The 26,306-nt window shown below is 36.0% G+C and carries 21 protein-coding genes; 10 read left to right on the forward strand and 11 right to left on the reverse strand.

Annotated features, from left to right (window positions below):
• Positions 1-16: 16 nt before the first annotated feature.
• From mraY to mraZ, 6 genes are all read right to left on the reverse strand, one after another.
• Positions 17-1,258 carry a phospho-N-acetylmuramoyl-pentapeptide-transferase gene (mraY, locus tag RTX21_RS16280; RefSeq protein WP_312769310.1) on the reverse strand — a complete coding sequence of 414 codons (1,242 nt, stop codon included), beginning with the start codon at positions 1,256-1,258 and terminating at the stop codon, positions 17-19.
• Between the two features lie 6 nt (positions 1,259-1,264).
• The gene (locus tag RTX21_RS16285) at positions 1,265-2,743 is read right to left on the reverse strand and encodes a UDP-N-acetylmuramoyl-L-alanyl-D-glutamate--2,6-diaminopimelate ligase (protein WP_312769312.1); all 1,479 of its coding nucleotides are present in this window, start codon (positions 2,741-2,743) and stop codon (positions 1,265-1,267) included.
• Between the two features lie 24 nt (positions 2,744-2,767).
• On the reverse strand, positions 2,768-4,765 hold the full coding sequence (locus tag RTX21_RS16290) for a penicillin-binding transpeptidase domain-containing protein (protein WP_312769314.1): 1,998 nt from the start codon (positions 4,763-4,765) through the stop codon (positions 2,768-2,770).
• Positions 4,746-5,117, reverse strand: coding sequence for an FtsL-like putative cell division protein (locus RTX21_RS16295; protein WP_120211937.1), 372 nt, complete (start codon positions 5,115-5,117; stop codon positions 4,746-4,748). Before RTX21_RS16295 ends, RTX21_RS16290 begins: the two co-directional genes overlap by 20 nt.
• 63 nt (positions 5,118-5,180) lie before the next feature.
• A complete protein-coding gene (rsmH, locus tag RTX21_RS16300; protein ID WP_312769316.1) occupies positions 5,181-6,074 on the reverse strand; it encodes a 16S rRNA (cytosine(1402)-N(4))-methyltransferase RsmH in 894 nt (297 codons plus the stop codon).
• A gap of 88 nt (positions 6,075-6,162) precedes the next feature.
• A complete protein-coding gene (gene mraZ, locus RTX21_RS16305) occupies positions 6,163-6,636 on the reverse strand; it encodes a division/cell wall cluster transcriptional repressor MraZ (RefSeq protein WP_312769319.1) in 474 nt (157 codons plus the stop codon).
• A 248-nt stretch (positions 6,637-6,884) separates the two neighbouring features.
• Here mraZ and RTX21_RS16310 point away from each other — a divergent pair, with 248 nt between their 5' ends.
• From RTX21_RS16310 to RTX21_RS16340, 7 genes are all read left to right on the forward strand, one after another.
• Positions 6,885-7,511, forward strand: a complete 627-nt coding sequence (locus tag RTX21_RS16310; RefSeq protein ID WP_312769320.1) for an NAD(P)H-dependent oxidoreductase — start codon at positions 6,885-6,887, stop codon at positions 7,509-7,511.
• A 50-nt stretch (positions 7,512-7,561) separates the two neighbouring features.
• A complete protein-coding gene (gene nadB / locus RTX21_RS16315) occupies positions 7,562-9,160 on the forward strand; it encodes an L-aspartate oxidase (protein ID WP_312769321.1) in 1,599 nt (532 codons plus the stop codon).
• Between the two features lie 4 nt (positions 9,161-9,164).
• Positions 9,165-10,028: a carboxylating nicotinate-nucleotide diphosphorylase gene (nadC, locus tag RTX21_RS16320; RefSeq protein WP_312769322.1), complete on the forward strand. Its 864-nt coding sequence runs from the start codon at positions 9,165-9,167 to the stop codon at positions 10,026-10,028.
• Positions 10,029-10,088: 60 nt separating this feature from the next.
• A complete protein-coding gene (locus RTX21_RS16325) occupies positions 10,089-12,815 on the forward strand; it encodes a TonB-dependent receptor (protein WP_312769323.1) in 2,727 nt (908 codons plus the stop codon).
• 83 nt (positions 12,816-12,898) lie between these two features.
• The gene (locus tag RTX21_RS16330) at positions 12,899-13,336 is read left to right on the forward strand and encodes a hypothetical protein (RefSeq protein ID WP_312769325.1); all 438 of its coding nucleotides are present in this window, start codon (positions 12,899-12,901) and stop codon (positions 13,334-13,336) included.
• A 36-nt stretch (positions 13,337-13,372) separates the two neighbouring features.
• Complete coding sequence (locus RTX21_RS16335) at positions 13,373-14,362, forward strand: aspartate-semialdehyde dehydrogenase (RefSeq protein ID WP_312769328.1); 990 nt, start codon at positions 13,373-13,375, stop codon at positions 14,360-14,362.
• Positions 14,363-14,414: 52 nt separating this feature from the next.
• Entirely contained in the window at positions 14,415-15,416 is a 1,002-nt protein-coding gene (locus RTX21_RS16340) for a cation diffusion facilitator family transporter (protein WP_312769331.1), read from the forward strand.
• Between the two features lie 295 nt (positions 15,417-15,711).
• Here RTX21_RS16340 and RTX21_RS16345 read toward each other — a convergent pair whose 3' ends face one another.
• Together RTX21_RS16345 and xrtF are read right to left on the reverse strand one after the other, a co-directional pair.
• Positions 15,712-16,146 (reverse strand): exosortase F system-associated membrane protein, encoded by a 435-nt coding sequence (locus tag RTX21_RS16345; RefSeq protein WP_409414991.1) that lies wholly within the window; start codon positions 16,144-16,146, stop codon positions 15,712-15,714.
• Positions 16,147-16,487: 341 nt separating this feature from the next.
• The gene (gene xrtF, locus RTX21_RS16350) at positions 16,488-17,009 is read right to left on the reverse strand and encodes an exosortase family protein XrtF (RefSeq protein ID WP_312769335.1); all 522 of its coding nucleotides are present in this window, start codon (positions 17,007-17,009) and stop codon (positions 16,488-16,490) included.
• Between the two features lie 135 nt (positions 17,010-17,144).
• Between xrtF and RTX21_RS16355 the strand changes: the two genes are divergently transcribed.
• Positions 17,145-18,161, forward strand: coding sequence for an aminoglycoside phosphotransferase family protein (locus tag RTX21_RS16355; RefSeq protein WP_409414992.1), 1,017 nt, complete (start codon positions 17,145-17,147; stop codon positions 18,159-18,161).
• A gap of 48 nt (positions 18,162-18,209) precedes the next feature.
• Here the strand turns inward: RTX21_RS16355 and RTX21_RS16360 are convergent, their stop codons facing one another.
• Positions 18,210-18,866, reverse strand: a complete 657-nt coding sequence (locus RTX21_RS16360; RefSeq protein ID WP_312769338.1) for a C40 family peptidase — start codon at positions 18,864-18,866, stop codon at positions 18,210-18,212.
• A 224-nt stretch (positions 18,867-19,090) separates the two neighbouring features.
• Positions 19,091-21,289: a glutamine synthetase III gene (locus RTX21_RS16365; RefSeq protein ID WP_312769340.1), complete on the reverse strand. Its 2,199-nt coding sequence runs from the start codon at positions 21,287-21,289 to the stop codon at positions 19,091-19,093.
• Between the two features lie 370 nt (positions 21,290-21,659).
• On the opposite strand from RTX21_RS16365, the gene RTX21_RS16370 reads away from it, so the two are divergent.
• A complete protein-coding gene (locus RTX21_RS16370) occupies positions 21,660-23,327 on the forward strand; it encodes a DUF6909 family protein (protein WP_312769341.1) in 1,668 nt (555 codons plus the stop codon).
• A gap of 62 nt (positions 23,328-23,389) precedes the next feature.
• Here the strand turns inward: RTX21_RS16370 and RTX21_RS16375 are convergent, their stop codons facing one another.
• Positions 23,390-24,631, reverse strand: coding sequence for a DUF445 domain-containing protein (locus RTX21_RS16375; RefSeq protein WP_312769343.1), 1,242 nt, complete (start codon positions 24,629-24,631; stop codon positions 23,390-23,392).
• 128 nt (positions 24,632-24,759) lie between these two features.
• On the opposite strand from RTX21_RS16375, the gene RTX21_RS16380 reads away from it, so the two are divergent.
• The gene (locus RTX21_RS16380) at positions 24,760-26,289 is read left to right on the forward strand and encodes a hypothetical protein (RefSeq protein WP_312769346.1); all 1,530 of its coding nucleotides are present in this window, start codon (positions 24,760-24,762) and stop codon (positions 26,287-26,289) included.
• The last annotated feature ends 17 nt before the right edge of the window (positions 26,290-26,306 follow it).

Consider the following 26,306-nt stretch of genomic DNA (forward strand, 5'->3'; position numbering starts at 1 on the left):
CTGTGGTTATTAGTTTTTATCTAGTTTTTAAAGTGATTAAGCAAATAATCGCCAGCATTACGCCTAAAATTATCATTCGGTTCACAATTTTGCTTTCGTGAAATCCTTCTTTCTGATAATGATGATGCAATGGGGACATCTTGAATAATCTATTGTTTTGAGCATATTCCAGCCCGTATTTTCTTTTTCTGTATTTGAAAACCATTACCTGCAGAATAACAGAAAGGTTTTCGATAAGGAACACACCGCATAAGACAGGAATCAATAACTCTTTTCTTAAAATAATTGCTAAAACAGCTATCACGCCGCCCAACATCAAACTTCCTGTATCGCCCATAAAAATCTGCGCCGGATAAGTGTTGTACCAGAAAAATCCGATAACCGCACCAACCAAAGCGAGGGCAAAAATCGTAGTCTCGCCCATATGTGGGAGGAACATAATATTCAGATAATCAGCGAAAATCATATTCCCAGAAACATAGGCGAAAAATGCTAAAGTCAGCAATATCACAACACTTGTTCCCGCAGCTAAACCATCGATTCCATCGGTAATATTTGCACCATTAGAAACTGCTGTGACAATGAAAATTACAATCGGAATGAATACAACCCAAGCCCATTCGTGCGCTTTTGCATCATCCATCCAGAATAAAATCCCACTGTAATCGAACTCATTATTTTTTGTAAAAGGAACTGTAGAAACCGGAATTTTCTCGTCCGGCATAAAGTTCTGTTCTACATTATTTCTGTTGATAACTGTTGCGTCTGCATACTTTCTCTTAACCTCTACATCAGGGTGAAAATACATTGTAATTCCGACAATTAAGCCTAAACCAACTTGTCCAATTACTTTAAATTTTCCGCTTAATCCGTCTTTATTTTTCTTAACTTTTTTGAGATAATCGTCCAAAAATCCAATCGCTCCCATCCACAAAACCGAAATGATTAAAAGAACGATGTACACATTGGTAATTCTGGTAAATAACAAAACCGGAATAATAGTAGCCAAAATGATAATCAAACCTCCCATCGTTGGCGTTCCTTCTTTTTGCTTTTGCCCTTCTAAACCAAGGTCTCTTACCAATTCTCCCATTTGTCTTCTTCTCAGGAAATTGATGATTCTTTTTCCATAAGCCATCGCAATAATTAGCGAAAACAAAACTGCCATCGCTGCGCGGAACGAAATGTATTTGAACAAGTTCATTCCCGGAACGTGAATTCCGTGGCTGGAAAGATATTCGTATAGGTAATAAAGCATATTTTGTTATTTTCCCATTAATTGTAATAATTCCCTAATCGTTTCTTTATCATCAAAATGATGTTTTACACCATTGATTTCCTGATATGTTTCGTGCCCTTTTCCCGCTACAACAACTATATCTTTTGGTTCCGCAAATTTGATAGCCATTTTTATAGCTTCTCTTCTGTCCGGAATCGATGTGTATTTGCTGAAATTCTGTGGTTGAACACCAGCTTCTATTTCTTTAATGATTTGCGCCGGATCTTCCGTTCTTGGATTGTCAGAAGTGATAATTGCCAACGTTGATTTTTTGGTAGCAATGTCACCCATTTCCGGACGTTTGGTCTTGTCTCTGTCGCCTCCGCAACCGAAAACGCAAATCAACCTTTCGTTTTTGGTTCTGATTTCGTTGATGCTGTCCAACACATTTTCCAATGCATCGGGCGTGTGCGAATAATCAACCACGAAGAAAATTCCGCTGTCGGATTTTATCGTTTCAAATCTTCCATTCACTCTTTGAAGAACTGAAATCGCCTGAAGAACTTCCGTTTCATCCATTCCTAATTCCAAAGCAATTCCGTAAGCCAAAAGCAAATTATAAGCATTGAATTTCCCTGTTAAAGTTGTCCAGAATTCTTTGTTATTGAAATTCAGTAACATCCCATTGAAATCTACTTCCAAAACCTTTCCGTGGAAATCTGCCATTGTTTTCAAAGCAAAAGTTTTCTTTTTCGCTTTGGTATTTTGCAACATTACCAATCCATTTTTGTCATCAGCATTAGTAATCGCAATCGCAGAATCTTCTAACTCGTCAAAGAATCTCTTCTTGGCGTAGATATAATTTTGGAAAGTCTTGTGATAATCCAAATGGTCGTGTGTGATATTCGTAAAACCAGCGATTTTGAAGTGCAGGCCTTCAATTCTGTCCTGAGAAATTCCGTGAGAACTTACTTCCATAAAAGCATATTCACAACCGATTTCAACAGCTTTCGCCAACATTTGATTCAATCGAATCACGTCTGGCGTTGTGTGCGTTGAAGGAATAATCTCTTCTCCGATTCTGTATTCAACAGTTGAAATCAAAGCAGATTGATAACCCAACGTTTTGAAAATATCGAACAATAGAGTCGTTACTGTAGTCTTTCCGTTAGTTCCTGTAACACCGATTAAATTTAATTTCTCAGAAGGATTCCCATAAAAATTAGAAGCCAAATGTCCTAAAGTTTTGGAAGAATCTTCAACTTTCAAATACGTTACCTCATTATTAATTTCCGAAGGTAATTCTTCACAAACAATTACTTTCGCACCTTTTTCGATGCTTTGATTGATGTAAGAATGTCCATCCGAAACTGTTCCTTTCAATGCAACATACAAAGAATTTTCAACAACTTTTCTGCTGTCAAAAACCAATTCCGAAACCTCTCTTTCAAAAGTTCCGATGGTTTCCAGAGTTCCGATGGTTTCCAGAGTCTGGATTCTTTGTAATAAGTCTTTTAAAATCATATATCTAAGCTTTCGCTTTAATTTTTAGTTTTGAAGATTCAAATAAATCTTTTGGTTCTTTCCAATGGTCGCTCCTTCTGCAGGAAACTGTCCCATTATTTTCCCAACACCTTTGTAATCTACTCTGTAACCCAAATTTTCAAGTTGAGGAATCACATTTTTCCCAATCATTCCAACCAAATTTGGCATCGAATCTCTGGTTACGTTTACCTTAATATTTGGTGCAGTCATTTTATTAAGGTCAACTTTATGTTCAACCAAAAGGTCTTTCTCAACATTCAAAGGCGTTTTCAAGAAAGTCTTTCCTGCAATTTCTTTAAAAACTGGCGCAGAAACCGTCCCTCCATAAAATCCTTTTGACACATCTGGCTGATTAACAACAACTATACACGTATATTTAGGATTGTCGGCCGGATAAAAACCTGCGAACGAAGCCTGATACTTCATAGGTCCGGCTTTCCAGTATTCGAATCTTGCTGTTCCGGTTTTACCTGCAATTTTAAGATTCGGAGTATAGATACTTTTTGCTGTTCCTTTTTCAACCGCTTTTGTCAAAGCATTGGTCATCATTGTAATCGCTTTGTCCGAAGCCATTTTTTTAACCATAACTTCAGGTTTCGCTTCATAAAGAACTTTTCCGTCTTTCATTATTTTATCAATGAAAAGCGGTTTCACCATTTTACCTTTATTCGCAACTCCATTATAGAAAGCAACCAATTGCAGCAATGGAAAACTTGATGAATATCCGTAACCTAAAGAAGCCAGAGTTGCTTTATTCCAACGTTTGCTTTGTGGTGTTTGAATCGATGGTTTAGCAATTCCGGGAAGTTCAATCTGCATTTTATCAAACATCTTCCAGCGTTTCAAATGGTCTATAAAAACCTGAGGTTTATCTGCGTAATGTGCGGTAATTAATTTCGCTGCGCCAACGTTACTTGACTTCGCCAAAACATCGCTCACATCATAAGTTCCACCACCGTGACCGTCTGTAATTCTTTGTCCTGCGTAAGTCCAGACTCCGTTTCCGATGTTAACTTTTGTATTTTCATCAATGAAACCATCGTCCATTGCCGCCAAAAGCGAAACTGTTTTGAACGTAGAACCTGGTTCCTGAGCATCTTTCACAGTATAATTGTAAGCATCGACATAAATTCCCGGTTCGGTTCTTCTAAGGTTGACCATTGCACGGATTTTCCCTGTTTCAACTTCCATTACGACAACACTTCCGTGATTCGCATCGAATTTGATTAATTGATTTTCCAATGCGGAATGTGCAATATCCTGAATTCTCAAATCTAAAGTTGTATAAACGTCTTGCCCATCAACAGGTTCCTGAACTTTCCAGTAATCGATTGGTTTCCATTGTGTAGAAGTGATTTTTTGCTCCAATCTTTTTCCGTCAATTCCGGTTAAGAATTTACTGAACGCACCTTCCAAACCAGATTTTGATTCGCCATTATCAGCACCAATTGTTCCGGCTCCGATTTGAGTTGTTGCCAATTCTCTTCGGAAATTTCTTTCTACGATGAAACCGCCTTTATTTTTACCTTTTTTGAAAATCGGAAACTCACGGATTCTATCATATTCATCGAAGTCCAAACCTTTCGCTAAAAGATAATATTGATTATTTTTCTTGTTTTGTGCATCCAATTTCGCTCTGAAATAACTTCTCGGCTTATCAAACATTTTACTGAGAGAATCTGTCAAAGCGCCAATATTATTGGAATAGATTGTATCTCTCATCGATTTGAAATCCAGATAGATATCATAACGCATTACCGTCGTCGCCAGGATAGAACCGTCGGAAGCAAATAGATTTCCACGAGCTGCTTTCAAAGTTGCTTCGCGGTAGTTTTTACTGATATAATTATTTTCAAATTCCTCAACATTGGTGTTCTGAAGAATCATAATTCTACCTAAAAAAATGACAAACAAAATGAAAGCTCCCAAAACAAAAAGGTAGCCCCACTTCAACGCATTGGAACGCTTTTTTTCGTAATTGTTATTTGGCTGCTTTATCATCTGTGCTATCAACTTTTATCAATAATTTCATCGGGTGGCTTTCCAAACTCACCAAAGAATCCTGAACCATTTCTTTTCCCAGTTCGGATTCCATTCTTATTTTTATCAGCCTACTTTGTGCGTAAGCGTTTCTGGATTTGTATTCTTCCGTTTCTTCTTTAAGTTTGTTAACGTGCTCTATTTTTTTATTAACCAAATGGTTACTATAAATCATCACCATCAACAATCCGAAAATAAACACGAAATATTTGTAATGCGCTTTTACCTCATCACGGTTAAGGAAATTCCCTTTTATGATGTCCATAAAAGTGAGTTTCTTTTTCTGCTTATTGTAGGTTGTCTGCTTTGCCACGTTTTTATAATTGATAAGTGATGAATAATAATTGATAATCATTTATCGCTTATCATCTATCATTTATAACTTTGTTCCAATTCTCATTTTTGCGCTACGCGCTCTTGAGTTTTCTTCAATTTCTTTATCATCCGGAATAATTGCTTTTGTTTGCAACAATTCGAATGCTTTTGCATAATTTCCGTAGATATCACGCTGAGGTTCGCCTTCGAACATCCCGTTTTTCAGAAAACGTTTTACTAATCTGTCTTCTAAAGAATGATAAGAAATCACAACTAATCTTCCTTCAGTTTTTAAAATTTTGTAAGACTGAACCAGCATTTCTTTCAAAACTTCCAATTCCTGATTCACTTCAATTCTCACTGCTTGGAAAACCTGGGCAAAGAATTTATTCTGTTTAAATGCAGGAATATAACTGAACAGGTTTTTCAAATCCTCAGTCGTTTCAATTTTTTTTGATTTTCTATGATGAACAATTTCTCTTGCCAATTTCCTAGCCTCTCTCAGCTCTCCATAATGATAAAAGATGTCCGCCAAATCTTCCTCTTCATATTCGTTGATGATTTTCTTTGCATCAAGACCTTGCATCACATTCATTCTCATATCAAGTGGCGCATTACTTCTTGTGGAAAATCCTCTTTCCGCTTCGTCAAACTGATGAGAAGAAACACCCAAGTCCGCTAAAATTCCGTCAACGTGAGAAATTCCATAAGCCAGCATCGAATTTTCCAAAAACCTGAAATTCTGATTAACCAAAATAAATCTCGGGTCATCAATTGCATTTTTTAATGCGTCCAAATCCTGGTCAAAAGAAAACAACTTTCCTTTATCGGAAAGCCTGCTTAAAATCTCTCTCGAGTGACCACCACCACCAAAAGTGCAGTCCACATAAATCCCGTCCGGATTGGTTACCAGAGCGTCAACACTTTGTTTTAATAAGACAGGATTGTGATACATTTTGATTTTGATTTTTTGTATTAATGTCGAAAGTATTTATGTATTAATGATTTTTTCAATTCGTGAATACATTTTACGTTAATACTTTTTACAAATTTTCGTTATCGATTTCGTTAAGATTTCCCATTACATCTTCCGCAAGACTAGCGAAATCAGACTCACTGACTGAGATAACCTGTTCATAAGAATCTTTATCCCAAATCTCGAACAATTCGCCAGCGCTTGTAATCACGATATCTTTTCCAAGATTTGCAAATTGTGTTAAATCCTTACTGATTTGCAAACGACCAACGTTATCCAACTCTGCCGTTTTGACTCCAGCCGTAAACATCCTAATGAAATCTGCATTTTTTTTCACAAATCGGTTCAGACCGTTTATTTTTGCCATCAGTTTTTCCCAAGGTTTCATTGGATAGACCTCAAGACACTTCTGAAACACCGAACGCTTGATCACAAATGGCTCATCTGCAAAATGTTCCATCTGCTTCGTAAGCGAAGCAGGCAGTTTGATGCGCCCTTTGTCATCTATTTTACACTCATATGTTCCAATGAAGTTTTTCATTTGGAGCAAATTTATATAAAAATCTACCACATTTTACCACTTTCGCCCACTTTTATACTTAATGTTTATAACTTTTTGGTTTCACAGCTTTGTTGGCTAATGATTTGATAACAAATCAATTAAAATCATATATTGCGAAAAGCCTTACCATAAAGCATTTGCAATGAATGATTTAAAAAATTAGGATAGAAAAGTTTCATTATTTAAAATGATTCTAAACCAAAATCATAAATGAGTATATTTGTTATATGAATTATTTAGAAGCCCTTAACTGGCGATATTCTGTAAAAAAATTTGATGGAAGGAAGATTTCATCGGAGAAATTAAATAATATTCTGGAAGCAGGAAGACTGTCCGTCAGCTCATTAGGATTACAGCCTTATCATCTTTTGGTAGTCGAGAATGACGAAACAATTCAGAAATTGATTCCGGCATTTTATAATCCATCTCAGGTTTCGACTTGTTCACATTTGATAGTTTTGGTTTCTAAGACTCATATTAATAAGGAATATGTCGATAATTATTTCAGCCATATAATTAATGAGCGTGGTGTGACTCTGGAACAGTTGTCAGCTTTTAGAAATAATATCAATCAATTTTTAGAAAATTACACCCAGAAAGAATTGGAAAGCTGGTCAGAGAAACAAAATTACATTGTTCTTGGCTCTTTGATTTTGGCTTCTGCAGAAGAAAAAATCGACACTTGCCCAATGGAAGGCTTCAAAGCCGAAATTCTGGAAGATGTTTTGAAAATCGATAAGGAGAATGAAAAAGTTGCAGTTGTTTTGGCTTTAGGTTATCGTGCACAAGATGATATTTTTCAGAATTTCAAAAAAGTCAGAAAACCTGCGGATAAGTTCATCAAATTCATTTAACTTTATTCTTTTGAATTTTCTCAGATATTGAGAATCATTAATTCTTATTTATGATAAAAACAGACGTTCTTGTAATCGGTTCCGGAATTTCGGGCTTATCTTATGCCATTAAAATCTCCGAGCAGTTGCCAGACACCAAAATAATCATCGTCACCAAATCCAACGAAGACGAAAGCAATACCAAATATGCGCAAGGCGGATTGGCAGTTGTAACAGATTTTTCCAAAGATAATTTTCAAAAACATATTGATGATACTTTGCGTGCAGGCGACTATATCAACGACCCGGAAATTGTAAAAATTGTGGTGGAAGAAGCGCCTTTGCGTTTTAATGAAATTGTGGAATGGGGTGCAAAATTTGACCAAGAAAAAGGAAAATATTCGCTCGGAAGAGAAGGCGGACATACGGAAAACCGAATTGTACATCACAAAGATATTACAGGTTTCGAAATCGAAAGAGCACTTTTGGAAACTGTTAGAAACTCTCCAAATATTGAGATATTGCCCCATCATTATGTCATCGATTTGATTACTCAACACCATGTTCCCGGAAAAGAATTGGATAAAGGAAACATCAATGCTTACGGTGCTTATATCCTTGATGAGCAGAATAAGAAAATCAAAAAAATAACTTCTAAAATTACGTTAGTCGCAACTGGTGGCGCTGGTCACGTTTATAAAAACACAACCAATCCAATTATTGCAACAGGAGACGGAATAGCTTTTGTACATCGAGCTCAAGGGAAAGTTTCGAATATGCAATATTATCAATTCCATCCAACGGCGATGTATTCTAAAAGAGACGGAATGTTATTCCTGATTTCCGAAGCTGTTCGTGGTGATGGTGCCAAACTCCGCACAAAAAACGGAAAGCCTTTTATGCAAAAATATGATGAACGTGAAGAGCTGGCCTCCCGTGACATTGTAGCAAGAGCTATTGATAATGAACTAAAAATCAGCGGTGATGATTATGTCGGTTTGGATTGTCGGGAAATGGACCAGGAAAAATTCATCAAACATTTTCCCAATATCTATCAAAAATGTCTGGATGAAGGTATTGACCCTTTCAAAGAGCTGATTCCGGTTGTTCCGGCTTGTCATTATCTGATGGGAGGCATAGAAACTGATAAAAACGGACAATCATCCATCAAAAATCTTTTTGCTGTTGGAGAATGTACCAATTCCGGGCTTCATGGCGCAAACAGATTAGCCTCAAATTCTTTATTAGAAGGCTTGGTTTTTGGTCATAATGCGGCGATGAAAACAGTTGAATTGTTGAAAGAGAATGATTTCAATTTCGATGACTTGAAAGCCGTTCCGGAATGGAATGAAGAAGGAATGAAAATGATGGACGAGATGGTTCTGGTAACTTATCTCAGAAAACAACTTCAAGAAATGATGAGTGACTTGGTTGCTATCGTAAGAAGCAATGCGAGATTGGAATTGGCCAAGAAAAAACAACGTGAAATCTACGAAGCGGTAACGGAACTTTACAATTATTCCATACTTTCGCCACAACTTTCGGAGTTAAGAAATCTTGTAAATGTTTCTTATTTGATTATTAAGCATTCTCTTGAAATGAAAGAAAACAAAGGCGCATTCTACAATAAAGATTTGGCTACAAAACCATTATTGATAAAAGAAAATTAAAACAATGAAAAGACCATCTTACGCTAATGATAAAGCTCTAAAGGAATTTATAAAATTGGCTTTGGAAGAAGACATCCAAAATGGAGACCATTCGACATTGTCAACAATTCCTAAAGATTTGGAGCAGAAAGCCCAGCTTTTAGTCAAAGAAAATTGCATTCTGGCGGGTGTTGAATTGGCAGAAATTATTTTCAAAACATTTGATAAAAATCTAACTATTGAAGTTTTTATCAAAGATGGTCAGCCAGCTAAGAAAGGCGATGTTGCTTTTATCGTTTCCGGTAAAGCAAGGTCGATTCTTTCTACAGAACGTTTGGTTCTTAATTGTATGCAAAGAATGAGTGGGATTGCTACGATGACGCACGATTGGGATTCCAGACTTGTCGGAACCAAAACAAAACTTCTTGATACCAGAAAAACAACGCCGAATTTCCGAGTTTGTGAAAAATGGGCAGTGGCAATTGGTGGTGGAACCAATCACAGATACGGACTTTATGATATGATAATGCTGAAAGACAATCATATTGATTATAATGGAAGCATCACCAATGCCGTGAAAATGGCGAAAGATTATGTCAAGAAAAACAAGTTGAAACTTAAAATTGAGGTTGAAACCCGTAACCTTGAGGAAGTCGAAGAAGCCGTAAAATCTGGTGCCGACAGAATTATGTTTGATAATATGGACGTTGAGACAATGACCAAAGCTGTAAAGATTGTCAATAAAAAATCTGAGACCGAAGCTTCAGGAGGAATTACACGCGAAGTGTTAAATTCGGTAGCAAAAACTGGTGTTGATTTTATATCTGCAGGTGCTATAACCCACTCTTCGAGCAATATCGACCTGAGTCTCAAGGCATTAAAAAATTAACAATCCATTAACATCTCTTATCATTTTTTTTAAGACTTTTGCGACATAAATCTTAAAAGAATGAAAATGTTATCGAAAAAACCAGCATTGGTCCTTATGCTGACGATGAGTACGGCAAGTTTTTATTTTGCTCAATCGACACAAGACACATTATCGAAAGACACAGACATCGAACAAGTAGTATTGACAGGAGTCGCTGATATCGCTAAAGATAGAAAGACTCCTGTCGCTGTTTCTACGATTAAAGAAGCTCAGATAGTCGAAAGACTAGGAAACCAGGAGTTCCCGGAGATTCTTAATACTACACCGTCAGTTTATGCGACGAAAGCGGGTGGTGGTTTCGGAGATTCTAAAATGAAAATCCGTGGTTTTGAGCAGGAAAATATCGCTGTTATGGTAAACGGTATGCCGGTTAATGATATGGAAACAGGAGCTGTTTATTGGAGCAACTGGTTGGGATTGTCTGATGTAACATCTGCAATGCAGGTTCAGAGAGGTCTTGGGTCGTCTAAGCTGGCAATTGCTTCAGTTGGTGGTACTGTTAATATTTTTACTAGAGCCGCCGACAAAAAACAGGGGGCACTTGTTTCCGTTGGTGTTGGTAATGATGATTATCACAAATCCTTATTTGCATACAATACTGGAAAATCCGAAAAAGGATGGGCGTCTTCATTTCTATTAAGTAGAACTGCTGGTTCAATGTATGCTGACGGGACAAAATTTGAAGGTTATAATTATTATTTTGCTTTAGGATATCAAAAGCCTGGCGGAAAGCACGATTTTCAATTTACCATTACTGGAGCTCCTCAATGGCATAATCAAAGGTCATCATATATCCCTATTGCAAATACAATCCTCTATAATCCTGATAAGGATGGAACTCCAGATATCAAATATAACTCTGACTGGGGATATAGAAATGGAGAAGAATTTTCCAACAGGGTTAATTACTATCACAAACCTGTAATGTCGTTGAATTGGGATTGGAAAATGAGTGAAAAATCCAAATTAAACTCTGTATTCTATGCTTCTTTTGGTAGAGGTGGTGGAACAGGAGATTTGGGGACTGTAAAAGTTGGAAATACTACCTACAGTAATATTAATGCATTTCCGAGAACTGCTGAGGGACTAATCAATTATGACGGCCTATTTGCAGCCAATGCAGCCGTTGATGCTAATTCTGCAACGGCAAGAAATACAATGGTCAGAAGATCTTCTATTAACTCACATAACTGGTTTGGAACTATTATCAGCTTCAATCATAAAATTAATGACAATCTAAATTTTACAATCGGTACAGATGATAGATACTATTATGGTTATCATTACCAAATAGTTTCAGATTTCTATGGCGCAAACGGTTACAAGGATATTACCAATCAAAACTTTTACACCACTTCTGCAACAAACGTTTTCACACCTACACCAAGGGTAATTACCAATTCGTTCAATCCAACTCCAAACTGGAATCCTTTTGGAGGAAAATTAAACAACGAAAGCGATATGGTAGCCTATAACAACGATGGAGAAGTGCTTTGGTATGGTGGTTTTGGACAATTGGAATATTCTAATGACAAATTATCAGCATATGTTCAAGGGGCTATATCCAACCAAAGTTTTCAAAGGATAGACCACTTCGTTTTAGATGGCAGAACATTGTTGAACGGTCAGATTGCTGGCACCAATTATACTCAAAATGGAACAACAATTACCGCTCAGCCAACGGCTTCCAATCCTGCACTTAATACCAAAACTGGCTTTAAAGATATTTTTGGATACAATGTAAAAGCCGGAGCCAATTATAATATTAATGATTATCACAATGTTTTTGCAAACATTGGTTATTATTCCAAACAGCCTTTTTTAAATGCTGTATATCCAAATAACAAAAACTACCTTAACCCGAATTTAACCAATGAAAAAATATTTGGTGTTGAAGCAGGTTATGGTTTTAGAGCATCTTTTCTTACTGCAAATGTTAACGTCTACAGAACATCTTGGAAAGACAGATTTCTAAGAAGAGGCGGCTTGCAGATTGACTTAGACAATAATCCTGCAACTACGAATGATATCATAACAAATGCATATGCTAACATCCAAGGTATTGAAGAAATCCATCAAGGTATAGAGGTAGAAGCGATGGCTACTGTTAATAAATATCTATCTTTTACAGCAATGGCTTCCTTGGGAGATTATTTTTATAAAGGAAATGCTACTAGTAATATATTTGATGAAAGTAATCAGCCTATTAATGCACCAGGTGCTGCAAGTGCAAGTACTACCTTGTATCTAGACAAGGTTAAAGTTGGAGGTTCGGCACACAGAACTTTAGCTGGGGGCATTGTTATAAGACCTACAGATTGGGTATCTGTAGATGGAACATATAGAGCTGTGAGCAGATTATACGCCAACATCAACCCTGTCAATTTTCAAACGGAAGCAGCTCAAAAACTTGGGTCATTGGAATTGCCGACTTTCGGTTTATTAGATCTGGGTCTAACTTTTAAAATTAAACTTAATGACCCTAAGCAGTTCTTCACTTTAAGAGGTAATGTTTATAACATTTTGAATAAAGTTTATATAGCAGAATCGAACACCAATAACCATGTAAAGCAATTGTCTGATTTCACGACAACTACAACCGGTGGTGTTACTACTACTGCACAGCAAAAATATGATGCTTACATAAACAACCCTTCGAACTTTTACAAAGGATTAGATACTTCTAACCAGGTTTACTTCGGATACGGAAGAACTTGGGCGGCAACATTATCTTTCAATTTCTAAAACAATTAAAACGTTTTAATTAATAACTCAAATCCCGGCAATCTGTCGGGATTTTTCTATCTTTGTCAATCAAAAATCTGGATATGGACTTCTTTAAAATTTTTCTTAGTGCGCACAAAGGTTTTGCGTACCTGGAGCTTGCATTGGTTGCAGCATTTTTAGTACTGTTATTGACCACAATGTTTGGTTATAGTGGGAAAATCTCAAAACCTTTTAGAAAAGTGACTCTTTTCACGATGGTATTCTTTCACATTCAATTTTTAGTGGGAGTTTGTCTATTATTTATTTTTTCGCCTGGTTTCAAGGCAGCTTTAGATGCTGGAACATTGATGAAAGACCCTTATGCCAGATTCCAGTATGTGGAACACCCCTTCTCTATGTTGATTGCAGCGGTTATCATGACTATCATCAACAAAAAAGTAAAATCTAACGACAAATTAACAATTCCTGTTGTCTCATTAGGATTGGTTGCCATTGCGTTATTCGTATTTGCATTCCCTTGGGCAAGAGTTTTTGGATAAGTATATATTATTAACAATTTTAATTAATTTAAAACAATGAAAGTAGCTGTAGTAGGCGCAACCGGAATGGTTGGACAAGTTATGCTGAAAGTCTTGGAAGAGAGAGATCTTCCAATCACTGAACTGATTCCCGTAGCATCAGAGAGATCTGTTGGTAATAAGATTAAATTCAAGGGTAAGGAATTCACTATCGTTAGCATGGACGACGCTATTGCAGTCAAACCCGAGATTGCAGTTTTCTCTGCGGGCGGCAATACTTCATTGGAATTTGCTCCAAAATTTGCTGAGGTTGGAACAGTAGTGATTGATAATTCCTCCGCCTGGAGAATGGATCCAACTAAAAAATTAGTAGTTCCTGAGATCAACGCCAACGTTTTGACAAAAGAAGACAAGATCATCGCCAACCCAAATTGTTCCACAATCCAGTTGGTAATGGTTCTTCACCCATTAAATATCAAATACGACATCAAAAGAGTTATCGTTTCTACTTATCAATCAGTTACCGGAACTGGAAAAGCAGCAGTTGATCAATTAAATTCTGAGATCAAAGGCGAAAATCCTGAGAAAGTTTACCCTTATCAGATTTTCAAAAACGCATTGCCACATTGCGATGTTTTTTCCGATGACGATTATACCAAGGAAGAGATCAAATTGATGAAAGAACCTAAAAAGATCATGGGTGACGATACTTTCAATTTGACAGCGACCGCAGTAAGAGTTCCTGTACAAGGCGGACATTCTGAAAGTGTGAATATCGAATTCGAAAATGAATTTGATCTGGAAGAAGTAAGAAAAATCTTATCTGAAACACCCGGAGTTATCCTTCAGGATGATGTCAAGAATAACGAATACCCGATGCCTCTTTATTCCGAAGGAAGAGATGAGGTCTTCGTGGGAAGAATCAGACGAGACCTTTCGCAACCGAAAACACTCAACCTCTGGATCGTGGCAGACAATCTCCGAAAGGGCGCTGCTACCAACGCCGTTCAGATCGCAGAATACTTAGTAGCAAACAACTTAGTTTAAACTAACAAAATCCAAAGAATCTTCGAAATTTCGAAGATTCTTTTTTTTAGCAATGAAAACAATAAATAAAAAAACAAATTCTAATATTGCATTTCAGAAGTGGATAGCCGCTGTCGGTATTATTCTTTTCATTGGAAAATTAGTTGCTTGGAAGCTAACTAATTCTGATGCCGTTTTCTCAGACGCCATGGAAAGCATCGTGAATGTCATCAGTGCTTTTCTGGGACTTTATGCTTTATATTTAGCTTCGAAACCGAGAGATGAAAACCATCCTTATGGTCACGGAAAAGTAGAGTTTGTGACTTCTGCCATAGAAGGTTCTCTGATCAGCATTGCCGGCCTCATGATCCTCTATGAAGGAACCGATAGTTTGATTTCCGGAAAAGTTCTCAACAAATTGGATATAGGAATATGGATCATTGCTGCAACAGCCATTGTCAATTACATTATAGGATATATTTCGATTCAGAAAGGAAAGAGAGAGAATTCTATTGTACTCGTCTCTTCCGGAAAACATTTACAGTCTGATACAATTACTACATTAGGTGTAGTAGTCAGCTTGATTTTGGTTTATTTTACTAAGATCATATGGATCGATTCTGTTGTTGCACTATTTTTTGGCTTCTATATTATCGTGATTGGCTACAAGATCATTAGAAAATCTCTGAGTGGAATTATGGATGAAGCCGACCCTGAAATGCTTGATAGATTAGCGACTTTCCTAAATGAAAATCGAAAACCAGAATGGATCGATGTTCACAACATGAAGATACAGCAATTCGGTAGCCGTCTTCATATAGATGCACATATTACACTTCCTTGGTATTTTGAGCTAAGAACAGCTCATGACGAAATGGAGGAGGTCATCAAACTCATTGCAAAAAATACAGACAGAAAAGTAGAGTTCAATTTCCATATGGATGATTGCAAGCCAACGTCCTGTGCCATTTGTCAGATATTCGAGTGTCCGGTTCGCCAGCATGTTTTCACCAAAATGGTCGAGTGGAACGGCGAGAATATTTCCCAGCCAGACAAACATACTGCAGACAATTGATCAAATTCCGATTGCTAAAGACAAAAACATGATCGTTAATGATAATATGAGCACCGTCTACTTCAAAGTTTCGGTTGGCGGCCATACTATTACCTGTGGCGACTATAATATAATATTAACAGTGGCGATTATAATATTGGTGTTGGCACCTATAATATTGGTAGCGGCGATTATAATATAAGCAGTGTCTGTTATAATATTGCTCATGGCGGGTTCAAAACATCCCTTGGCAATTATAATATAGGCAATGGCGGATAAAATGTTAGCTTAGGCAAGGAGAAAACATTCGATCATGTTAATTTTCCTGAATCATCTTCTTTCTATAATAAAAAATAGGAATGATAAGAATAACCGTCAAAGGCTGGATCACAAACCGTCTTACATAAAAAGAGAACAAATACCCGAACTGGAACCTATCATAGATACAGTACAGATAAATTGGAAAAACGATCACAAAAACTAATAAGATCAAAACAAAAGCCTGTTTCGTCCATTCCCTATTCCGGAAAAGAAAATGGATGATTATCAATGAAAAAAAAGTATTCAGGCCAAATCTTAAAAGAAGATTCAAAATTAATTTACTCCAGACAAAATTTGGGAATGTTGCAGAATGGTTTGCCGTTTTGAAAAATATCAGAAACGGATCGTAAAAGAAATGATCTTCTACCCCACGGATTGCTATCAAACCAAAAATACCAAATAGAATACAAAAATACCTAAACATGACGATAATGTTTTAGACCTTGCAAATGCAAAATAGAAGCAAAAGCGAACATTTATAAAAAATTAAATTAGTTAGGAAATAGTGTTATGGGATTTTCAATCCAAATAGATTAAAAAAACATAAAGCAATGATGTACTTACAAGAGTAAATTTTTTATAAACCGAATTGTAAAATATTTGAATCGGTATGATTCAGTAAAGAAATATCGAAAAGCTGAGGCTTAATAATAAATTTATTTTCCATTTTTTCATGTGTTAGATGACAAAAATATAAAAATAATTCTTATTAACCGCTAATAATCAACAATTAAAGTCGATGAGATAAAATCAATATTAAGAAAAGTATCTCTATTTTTTCTTCAAAGCAAAAAACTGAATCCAGATCAACCAAAGAATCACAACGCCTCCGTATATGATTGCAGGAAAAACATAGTCATGACCCACTTTTTCGTATTGAGGATATTTGAGATAAATGATATTCAATAAAGCAATTCTGAGAACGTTCAGAATATGAAGCGTAACAAGCCCGGCTAAAACATACAAAAATGTTTTAGCACCTTTATAGAAAGCAAAAACAAATGCTGCAAAAAGAATGGCGACCGAAAAAACATTACAACCCTCTACCATCCTTGTCGTGAATTTTCCAGATGTCTGGAATAATACGCTATGAAGCTTCATACTATCCACCAAAACTGTCGGAAAGCCCATCATACCCTGCAAAAATGCCACTTGTTTGGCAACCCATCTTGTGAAAGGGTCCACTACCTCATTTTCATAACCGTTTAGGTAGAATTGATATAGCAACACCAAACCAATATAGATCAAAACAAATCTTAACAGGATCTTGAGAACCGGCAGAAAATCTTTCATATGCAGATAGTCATTTTTTAAAGTCAGAAATCATACTTATGCATTTAGATTATAGTAATTTGCAAATCATGATTTCATAAAGTAAAATTACAATTTTTCACGGATCAAATTCTATTATTGATTAACTTTGTTTTCATGCAGGAACATCAGGAATTTTTCGAAGAGTTTTTAGGGGGAAAAGCAATTTTTTTCAAAGCTTTGCCACAAAGCGGGTCTTCAAGAATCAATTATATCGGAAAATCCGAGAATAAGAATTTCATTATTACTTACAACGAAAATAATCGTGAGAATGAAGCTTTTTTTTATTTCACAGAGCTATTCCAAAGTCTGAATCTCAACACACCTAAGGTTTTTAAAATCAATTCCGAAAGGAATCTTTACATTCAGGAATTCCTTGGAAGCAAAACACTTTCCGAGATCATTTCTGAAGAAGGATTATCGGGACGAGTGAAGGATCTAGTCAAAAAAAGTCTGGAGAAATTGTTTGAACTTCAGACAAAAACATTGGGAAAGGTAGATTACTCCAAAAGCTTCGAATATGAAAGCTATAATGATCTGCCCATTACCCACGATCTGTATTATTTCAAAAACTTTTTTGTTGACGTTCTCGAAATCGAATACCACAAATCATCACTTTTAAAAGAGTTTAAAGCAATCTCGGAAAAAATCCAGAGACTTGTCCCAAAAACGCTCATGATCCGGGATTTCCAAGCCAGAAATATTTTGGTGAATGAAAAAGATGAGGTTTTCTTTATCGATTACCAATCAGCAATGGAAGGGCCTACAGCTTATGATGTGATCTCATTTCTTTATCAAGCCAAGGCTAATTTTCCAAATGACCTCAAAGAAAAAATGCTGGACCATTACTTATCATTTTGGAAAGATGAATATGATAAAGATAATTTGAAGGAATCATTTAACTGGATGAAACTGATGCGTTTTCTACAGGTTTTGGGAGCTTATGGATTCCGAGGGTTGATTCAAAGAAAAGCGCACTTTTTAGCAAGCATTGAGCAAGGTATTGAGAATATATCTGAATTAAATCAAACCTGGCAGGAAATAGCGGTTGAGTTCCCTGAGTTATATTTTTTGATCCTGAGACTGAAAACTCAAGAAGTTAAGCTGAAGATCGAAGATCTGATCATAAAATAAAAACCTCAGAATTGCTTCTGAGGTTTTTTCTGAATATTTTCAGTTTCTCTAATTATTTAATACAGTTAATGCGTTCTCTTTTACCACTCGCTTGGCGAATCTGAATTTCGGTCCCCAATAGTTATCATCCAATGATGATACCATTACTCCTTTTGAAGTGGCCGCATGAATGAATTTGACCTCACCTTCAGGCGTTACTTCCTCTACAATTCCGACATGGGAAATTCTGCTGCCTCTGTGTGAGAAAAAAACCAGATCTCCTTTTTGTAATTCTGTTCTTTCTACAGCATCACCTTCTTGTGATTGTTCTGCTGCAACTCTTGGAAGATCCATTCCGGCAGCCGCACCAAAAACAGACAATACAAACGCTGAGCAATCTATCCCGCTTCTGGAAGTCCCTCCGAATCTATATGGAGTCCCCAGGTAACTTTCAGCTTCAGATAAGATGTTGTCAATGGTATTACTGTGCTTGATCGCATTTTCTATTGCTGACCTTTTGATTGCATCGTTGGTACTAGCCATAGAAGCTAAAATACGCTGTCCTTTGTTATTTGAATTATTAGATACCGCCTTTACTTCCAAAGATGCAAACTTGGCATCAGTTTTGTATGTTTGATTGTTAGAAACCACATAGTTAGAAACACAAGACTGAAGTGTGAAAAACGTGGTCACAAATAAGATATAAACTAGAACTCTTTTCTTCATATATATTTAATTATTTGTGTTAAACTTGGTTTGGTATTTTGTGATTGCATAGCAAATTTAACCATTACAGTTTAAAGGGTCTTCCATTTCAAACTGAGAGACTTTTAGTTTAACATATTTTAACAGTCTTTTACAGAATGTTAAAAAAAAACAAACCGCAAAGCCTTTATTTAGACTTTGCGGTTTTATTTTTAGTTAAGACTTTTTAACTTTTTAGAAATTGTCTATCTGGTAAATAACAATTCTCTATATTTTGTCATTGGCCAAAGTTCATCATCAACCATCATTTCCAAAGCATCAGAAGCTTCTCTAATGTTCTCAAATAACGGGATTACCTTGTTGCAATATTCTTCAGCTTGTTTCTGGCTACCTACAGTGTTTTTAGCCTTTTCTTTAGCAGATAAAAGGTTATCAACACCAACTTTGATCTGAGATACATTCCCGGAAATATCAGAAATCAAACTTAGCTGTTCTTTCGCCAAAGTCTTGAATTCTTTTTCAGAGAAAATTTCTTTCAAACCTTTAACATTCTCGATCAATCTGTTTTGGTAATTAAGCGCTGCAGGAATAATGTGGTTTCTTGCAATATCAGCCAAAACTCTTGCTTCGATATCAATCACTGTTGAGTATTTTTCTAACTTGATCTCGTTCCTAGCTTCAAACTCTCTATGTGAGTAGATTCCCAATTCCTCATAAAGCTCAACGAATTTTTTATCCAATTCCTGTTTAAGAGCTTCCGGAGTTGTTTTCAAGTTATTAAGACCTCTTTTCTTAGCTTCTTTTGCCCAATCGTCAGAATATCCGTCACCTTCGAACATAATGTTTTTAGATTGCTTGATATATTCTCTAAGGATGTTAAAAATTGCTTCGTCTTTCTTTAGACCTTTTTCAATCAAGGCATCAACTTCAACCTTGAAAGTTCTTAATTGTTTCGCAGCAATTACGTTCATTACAGTCATTACTTCCGCACAGTTTGCAGAAGAACCAACCGCTCTGATCTCGAACTTGTTTCCAGTAAAAGCGAATGGAGAAGTTCTGTTTCTATCTGTGTTATCTAAAAGAATTTCAGGGATCTTTCCAACAACATTCAGTTTCAATTCAGTTTTTTCTTCAGGAGATAATTTTCCGTCTGTTACCTTTTCCAACTCTTCCAAAACCCCGAACAATTGACTTCCGATGAATGCAGAAATAATTGCCGGTGGCGCTTCGTTCGCTCCTAATCTGTGGTCATTACTTGCAGATGCGATTGATGCTCTCAATAAGTCTGAATAATCGTGAACCGCTTTCAAAGTATTAACAAAGAAAGTCAGGAACTGAAGATTTTTCTTCGGATTCTTTCCAGGACTCAAAAGGTTTTCACCTGTGTCTGTCCCCAAAGACCAGTTGTTATGTTTTCCACTTCCGTTAACACCGGCAAATGGTTTTTCGTGAAATAAAATATGGAAATGATGTTTATGCGCAATTCTCGCCATAATATCCATTAGTAATGAATTGTGATCAACCGCAACATTCGCCTCTTCGAACATTGGCGCCAATTCGAATTGATTTGGAGCAACCTCGTTATGTCTTGTTGTTACTGGAATTCCTAACTTCATACATTCGATTTCCAATTCCTTCATGAAGTTCATCACTCTTGTAGGAATTGAACCGAAATAATGATCGTCCAACTGTTGTCCTTTTGCTGGAGAATGTCCCAACAAAGTTTTTCCAGTCAAAACCAAATCCGGACGAGACTGGTACAAAGCTGTATCTACCAGGAAATATTCTTGTTCCCAACCCAAAGTCGGAGAAACCTTCGTTACGTTTTTATCGAAATAAGACTTCATAACGTCGGTTGCAGCTTCGTCCACGGCATTCAAAGCTCTCAACAAAGGTGTTTTATAATCTAATGTTTCGCCTGTGTAAGAAATGAAAATAGAAGGAATGCAAAGAGTCGTTCCCATGATGAAAGCCGGAGAAGTCGGGTCCCAAGCTGTATATCCTCTAGCTTCGAAGGTATTTCTGATTCCGCCATTCGGGAAAGAGGAAGCATCTGGCTCTTGCTGAATCAACATTCCACCACTGAATCTCTCGATCGCTCTTCCACCTTCAATCGGTGTAAAGAAAGAATCATGCTTTTCTGCAGTAGCTCCGGTTAATGGCTGAAACCAGTGCGTGTAATGTGTCACACCTTTTGACAAAGCCCAGTCTTTCATCGCAACTGCCACCTGGTCTGCAATATGTCTCTGGATTTTTGTTCCTTTTTTGATCGCATCCAAAATGGAATTGAAAGCTTCTTTAGTTAAATATTCTCTCATTGTTTCTTCCGAGAATACATTTTGACAAAACAATTCGGATAGTTTTGCGGGAACTTCTATGAAATTATCTTTTCTGTAATTTCTAAATGGAAGCTCGGCTAAGGCTTTAAATCTTAATGTTGACATAAAAGTGTGTTATTTTAAACAGGGCAAATTTACAAAAAATATAAATTAAAATAAATTTACCCCTGAAAAATTAACGCTATTTATATTTAATATTAACCCATAAACCAAAACAACCCCAAATTTTAACACATTACAGAATTCACCTAACAAAATTTCATATTTAATAAATGTTATCAAAATATGAAGAAAATTTATTTTCACTTTTATTTTACTATATTAATAGGAAAGTTTAACTTTAAAAACCAATACAAATCAATAACCTAAAACTCAACAAAAGAAAGCAAACTATTGAAATTCAATTAATTAAATAATTATTTTTGATTTAAAATACATTTCATACCTTTGCAGACTTTTACAAAAATTTTAATATATGGCAAATTCAAGAGCAAGAGAAACCACAGAAGCTATCGAAAGATTGTACGTCTCTATGAGACACTTATTCTATAGAGGATTTTTCAAACCTTCAGGAGTGTCGGGGGAATCATTAAGAAAACTGTTAATGGTTATCAATCCTGAAATCTACGGAAGTATGAGTGTTCCCAACAAGATAGAACTGGATGGTTTACTTTATGTTCTTGACCGTCTTCCGGAAGGCATTGAGGAATGTTCTTTTATTCACTTAACCTCGGACGAAGGTTTTGACAAAGGAAGTTTCGAACCAATCGTTCCGAAGAAAAGACGTAGAAATTGCTACAGGATCGATGAACATCAGATGAACATCGAAGTTCTTTTAGGACGTTCCGAGATCTATGATATTTTGACTCACTTGACTTTCCTTTATCTGGAAGCTGATAAGATCAAAAACATCGGTTTTGATCTGGATAATGAAGGTCGCCCAAAGCGCATTTGGAAAATCATCGAAGAAGTGGCGAAAGGAGAGAAAAAATACAGCAGAAAGGAAAAAGAAGTAGCACTGATCCACCTTTCATCTTTCCTGGGAAGAACTTTTGATGAAACTTTGAACGCTTACAACAACTTTGGAGACGATAAAAATCCGGACCGTCTGTTCAAGATCATTTACTGGCTGGGACAAATCAGCCTAGAGGATTGGAAAGAATTGAGAGAAAGGGAGATCTATTTCTCAGCGATTCTTCAGGAAAGAGTTGGACATCACCTTTTTGGAGAAAGATGGGCCAACAAGATCAAGAAAATCCTTGTAGAAAACGACCTTCATATGCGTCCACTTCACATCATCAGTGCAAATATGCACTCTGTGAAAAATATGGTTTTTGCCAATGACGCTCTCAATAAAAAAGGAACAAAAGAAGTAGATTATAAATTATTTGCTGACATCAGTAACAAAAAGGACCTTCAGGAGAAAGTTCTTGACCATGCTTTGAAAGAAGGAATGATCTATATCGATGACAATAGCGGAAGTAATATAGATGTTCAAATCATCGACCTTGCTAAAACTGAACTTAAGAACACTGTGTTCGCAAACCAGAAATACAAAGGAGACGATGTGATCCTGGTTTTCGATTATGCTTTCGGAGAACAGGCTTACGAAGTAATGGACGAATTACTAAGACCTTACGAAGTGAAAGGCGAAGTCTATATGATGAAAGTGAAATCTGTTTCGATAATGGGTAAAGCAGGAATCTTAACTGGAGGAAAAGGCGACATTATGATTCCAACTTCTCACATTTTTGAAGGAACTGCTGACAACTACGTTTTCGATAATGCTTTAAAAGCGACAGATTTCGTGGATGATGAGGTTAAATCTTTTGAAGGACCAATGGTTACGGTTTTGGGAACTTCGCTTCAGAACAAAGATATCTTGTCTTACTTTATGACAACGTCTTGGAAAGCTATTGGACTGGAAATGGAAGGTGCTCATTATCAAAAAGCAATTCAGGTAGCGAGTAAGATCCGTCATCATATTTCTCCGGATTTGTTCGTGATGTACGCTTATTACGCTTCGGATAACCCATTGGAAACAGGAAGTACATTATCTTCCGGCGGTCTTGGATTGACAGGTGTAAAACCAACTTATATGATCACTCATAAAATCATCGAGAAAATTCTTGAGAAGAAATAAACTTGAAGGCCTCCAGATTTTGGAGGCTTTTTTTGTTTTAACTAAATATTGTGGTTTAATTATTAAATAAAATTCGCAATCGTATAAATCAGCAACCCAACCAATCCGCCAACCAAAGTTCCATTGATTCGAATGAATTGTAAATCTTTTCCAACTTCCAGCTCCAGTTTTCGACTCAGTTCTTTTCCTTCCCAATTTCCGACAGTTGTACTGATGAGTTCACCAAAATTCTTTGTGTTTTTAAGAATGTATTTGTAAGCCGTAACTCTTACCCAATGATCTATTCGGTTTTGGAATTGTTCATCGTTTTGAAGATTGAAAACAAACTCATTGATATTTTTTTTGACGTAAGATTTCAGTTTAGAATCTTCTTCAGATAGTTCTTTGATTAATGACAATTTCAGAGATTGCCAAATATCGTATGAATATTGTTTCAGTTTATCGTTATGAAGAAAATCAGATTTGATAGAATCAAATTCTGCCTCCCATTTTGGTTCATCTTTCAGTTCTTTAGAAAAATCCAGGATTTTATTCGTGATTTCTTCTCGTAATGGATGCTTAAGATTTTCTTCAACTTCCAGAAAATAATCACTCAAACCTTTTGTTATTTTTTCTGCAATTTTATTATCTATGGACTTTGGAATCAGAAAAAAGCTCTCCTTTCCTACTCTTTCGGAAACCATTTGCTGATTTTCAAGAATATATTTTTTGATTTGAGAACTTAGATTCGTAATGATTTTCTGATGGTCATTTTTGTTTAAGAGATATTCGATTCCATTTCCAATGACTGAATTTAACTTTATAGAATCAGTCATTTCTTTAGCTTTATTTGAAATGAAATTTACAACAGCTTCATCGTCTAGTTTATTTAAAACATCTTTAAGAATCGTGGACAATTCATTAATCAAAAGATTCTGATTTCTCTCTTTGGAAAGCCAATCTCCAACATAAGCCGAAATTTTTAGTTTTTGAATGTATGGCCGAATATTCTGAGGTGAAAGAAAATTATCGACCACAAAATTTCCGAGATTATCTCCGATTTTCTCTTTAGAATTTTCAATCAGATTCGTGTGTGGAATTTTGATACCTAAGGGATAATTGAAAAGTGCCGTCACTGCAAACCAATCTGCTAAAGCGCCAACCATCGCAGCTTCGGAAAATGCCCGGATGTAGCCGATCCAATGGGAAGGATTCTGCTTTTGCAAGATCGTCATCGATACAAAAGTCACCGCCATCAAGATAAACAATCCTGTCGCTAATGTTTTGTACCGGCTGAGCTGCTGTTTTTTCAGTTCATCATTCATACTTCAGGAAATTCGAAAATCATTCCAAACAAAATTAATCAAAAACTTAACTAATACACTTGAAAATCATGTCAGGAAATTAAAGCTGAGATAATTATTTTTTTAGTTTTGTGAAAGAAAATAATTTCATGAAAAAACTTCCTATTCTATTGATGGTATTTTTATCATCATTTTTCTTTTCACAAACTCAGGATCTTTATGCTTTGGCAAAAGGAGAATATCTTGGCTTCAACGCGTTATTTGACCAAAAGGATAATCTGTTCGGTTATGTTTCTATCTATTCTTATGGAAAAAGTAGCGACAAAACCAAAAAATTCGAATATGTGATCCTCGACAAAAACCTGAATCCTATCGCCAACAAAGAATTCGAAGGTGATATAACCGCAGGAGATTATTATGGATATATGGATTTCCGAGGTCAAATTATTTTGAAACCTTCCAGTATAGACCGTCAATATGTGACCAACAAAACAGTTTTCACGCCGTCTTCTATGGTCATTGACCTGAAAGATAATTCGGTAAAAAAGAAAATCTTTTATGATTATGAGAACGGAACTTTCAAAGAGATCACGGAACCGAAATCCTGGAAAAGTGCCAGAAAAGAGAATCGTGAGGAGAAGAAAGAGAAAGGCTTCAACTATATTTCGTATGTCGTAGAGATCAAAGAAGGCGGTTACATTGCTGTAGAATACAATGATTATGGGAAATATGTAAACAACAACAGCCTTGTGAAATTTGATGAAAACAAAAAGGAACTTTGGCGATACAAATACAATACTTCCGGTGATAAAAAAATAAATGAGGAGATCTCCTTGATTGATAAAGATGAAAAAAATCTCTTTTTCCTGGTCAAAAAAACGATAGAAAAAAATAAGCAATATTCTCTTTTGGTTCTGGACATCAAAACCGGAGAACAAAAAAGCCTCGAAAAAATAGATGTTTTAAATAACGAAACTCTGGATTACATCACGAGTTTGTACTCCTATACTTTTGGAAACATTGACAACGACAAGGTTTTTGATGATAAAATTATGATGCTCGGCAATCATATTACCAATGATATCAGAAAAATTGGTTACACCAGACTTTTGGTGGATAAAAATACTTTTAAAGTTAGCGTCTCAGACCTCGACCACCTTGATCTTGTAAGTTATATCCCGAAGATCAAAGAAAGTGGATTGGTAGAATCTGGTTATTATTTACATCCTCGCGATGTGTATTTTCTGAAAGATGGAAGCGTGGGCTTGATTTTGGAAAAATACAAGCCAGAAGGACAATACAGCGCACCAAAAACTACAGATTTAGTTTATATATTCACAGATAAAGATTTTAAAACAAAAGGCGTAAAAATCTTTGAAAAGGAAAAGTCAAGATGGTCCAACTCTGATTATCTGTTTTCTCAATATCTGAATGATGGGAAAGATTTGGTTTTCTTCTACCGGGATTATGTAAAAGACAGCGAAACAAAAGAAAAAAACTGGAATCTGTACATCAATACATTAATTGACGGAAATTTTAAACAAGAAGTTGTTCCAATCTCTGCAAAAGGTGATTATATGGTTTATCCGTATGTTGGAAAAGAAGGTTACATCTTGTTGAGAGAATTCAATCAGAAAGAAAAATACAATAAGATCCGTTTGGAACGTCTCAATTATTAAGACAAAAGTCTCTGAGT

The organism is Epilithonimonas sp. (assembly GCF_032054305.1).
In the GTDB taxonomy this organism is placed as follows: domain Bacteria; phylum Bacteroidota; class Bacteroidia; order Flavobacteriales; family Weeksellaceae; genus Epilithonimonas.